Annotated in this window: 2 protein-coding genes and 1 pseudogene; 2 read left to right on the top strand and 1 reads right to left on the bottom strand. The window is 39.4% G+C overall.

Going from position 1 to position 2,159, the window contains the following annotated elements:
• On the top strand, positions 1–645 hold a 645-nt coding region (locus ABZA26_RS13445), incomplete at its 5' end, for an NAD+ synthase (protein WP_372715010.1).
• 13 nt (positions 646–658) lie between these two features.
• Positions 659–1,873 (top strand): dihydropteroate synthase, encoded by a 1,215-nt coding sequence (gene folP / locus ABZA26_RS13440; RefSeq protein WP_372715009.1) that lies wholly within the window; start codon positions 659–661, stop codon positions 1,871–1,873.
• Between the two features lie 62 nt (positions 1,874–1,935).
• Here the strand turns inward: folP and ABZA26_RS13435 are convergent.
• Positions 1,936–2,159 (bottom strand): annotated as a pseudogene (locus ABZA26_RS13435) (Na+/H+ antiporter NhaC family protein); the annotation flags it as partial.

Raw genomic sequence — 2,159 nt, 5'->3', positions numbered from 1 at the left:
GTAATGATGCCTTATAAGAGCTCTAGTAAAGAAAGTGTAGACCACGCCAAGCTTCTGGTAGAAGCTACTGGAATAAAAACAGAACTCATGGAAATAACTGATATGGTAGATGCTTATTTTGAAAAAAATCCTGATATGGATAATATGAGGAAGGGAAATAAGATGGCCAGAGAAAGAATGACAATTTTATACGACAGGTCTGCAAAGGAAAGTGCCTTGGTTTTGGGAACATCTAACAAAACTGAGATACTTTTGGGATACAGCACACAGTTTGGAGATTCGGCATCGGCTATAAATCCCATAGGAGACCTCTATAAAACCCATGTATGGGAACTGTCTGAAAGACTGGGTGTCCCTAAAGAGATAATAGATAAAAAGCCAAGTGCGGACCTTTGGGAGGGTCAGAGTGACGAAAGCGAGCTTGGGTTCTCATACAACATGGCAGACAGAATTCTTCACAGACTTATAGATGAAAGATATAAAAAAAATGAACTTCTGGAAGAGGGGTTCCAAGAGTGGATAGTAGATACCATAATAAGAAAGATAAAGCTTTCCCAATATAAAAGAAAACTTCCTTTGATAGCGAAGATATCAAGAAGAACAATAGGAAGAGAATTTCGTTACCCTAGGGACTGGGGAATATAGAGAGGAGTTTTATATGAAAAATTATTGTACCAGAGTAATAAATCTTGAAAATATTGATGAGGCTAAGAGAGAACTTCAGGGTATAGGGGTTTATGAGGGAGAACTAAGGGAGATGGCAGAAAAAGCTGTTTTCAGAAATCTCAAAATAAAAAACCTAGACTCTAGAAGTGCAAATGCTATAAAACAGATGTCCCTGTCTGTAGGTGCTGATGTATCTGTGGCAAAGGAACTGAGTGATCTTAATATCGAGATGACAGATGTGGTAATCTCTGCAAACCTTTCACAGTATAACAGGCTCTATCATAAACTGGTTGAAAGCAGAATGAACCTCAAGATGATGGCAGAGGAGATAAAAAATGTCCTTATAAAATATGACAGCAAAATAAAACCAGTCATAATAGCAGGACAGGAATTTGATTTTTCAAAGAAAAGTTATGTGATGGGGATACTTAATATAACTCCCGATTCGTTCTCTGATGGTGGAAAAAACAACTCTGTGGAAGAGGCCGTAAAAAATGCAAAAGAGATGGTAAAGCAGGGGGCACATATAATTGATATAGGGGGAGAGTCTTCAAGACCCGGGGCCAAGTATGTTCCTGCAGAAGAGGAGCTAGAAAGACTACTTCCGGTTTTAGAGAGGCTAACTAAAGAGTTAAATGTACCTATTTCAATAGATACATATAAGTCTGAGGTTGCCAGAGAGTGTCTAAATAGAGGAGCTCATATAATAAACGATATAAGCGGTCTGAGGGGCGACAGTGACATGGCCAGGGTAATATCAAAAGCAGGGGCCTACTGCATCCTCATGCATATGCAGGGGACGCCTAAGACCATGCAGGAGAATCCTAAATATGACGACCTCATAGATGATCTGATATATGAGCTTAAAAAAAGTATTGATATAGGTGAAAATGCAGGGATTGAAAGTCAGAAGATAATTTTGGACCCAGGAATTGGATTTGGAAAAACCTTTGACCACAATCTTGAAATTTTAAACAGGCTTGATGAGTTTAAAACTCTCGGGAAGCCAATACTTGTAGGAGCTTCTAGAAAAAAATTCATAGGAGATATCCTAGGGACGCAGGTGGATGAAAGGCTAGAGGGAAGTCTCGCAGTCGCTGCAATATCTGTATCTAAGGGAGCCTCTATACTGAGAGTTCACGATGTGAAAGAGACAGTAAAAGTCCTGAAGGTTGCAGATGCAATAAAAAACAGTCAACTAAAATAGATTTCTTAGTTTCTGAAACCTAAATAAAAAATCCGCCTTAAAAGGCGGATTTTTTATTTATATTATTGTACTATACTTTCAATTTTTGTCTCGACCTGATCCACGGGTTTTCCTACGAATCTAACCAGGAGATAAGTAACCAGGACAGCTACCGGTAAAATCATTCCGATAGGTACTCCGAGTCCAGCCGGAAGATATCCGAAGACAAGAGAGATAGCAGCAACAGCCAGAGCATAAACGAGCTGTGTTCTCACATACTCAAGGTGGTCACAACCTGCACCCATAG

Source organism: Ilyobacter sp., assembly GCF_041583315.1.
Taxonomy (GTDB): Bacteria; Fusobacteriota; Fusobacteriia; order Fusobacteriales; family Fusobacteriaceae; genus Ilyobacter.
Note: the sequence above shows the minus strand (reverse complement) of the source record. Positions and strands in the feature narration are given on the sequence as shown.

Excerpts from the sequence above, each read along its gene's own strand:
- folP (WP_372715009.1), top strand. The coding sequence starts at position 659 with ATGAAAAATTATTGTACCAGAGTAATAAATCTTGAAAATATTGATGAG.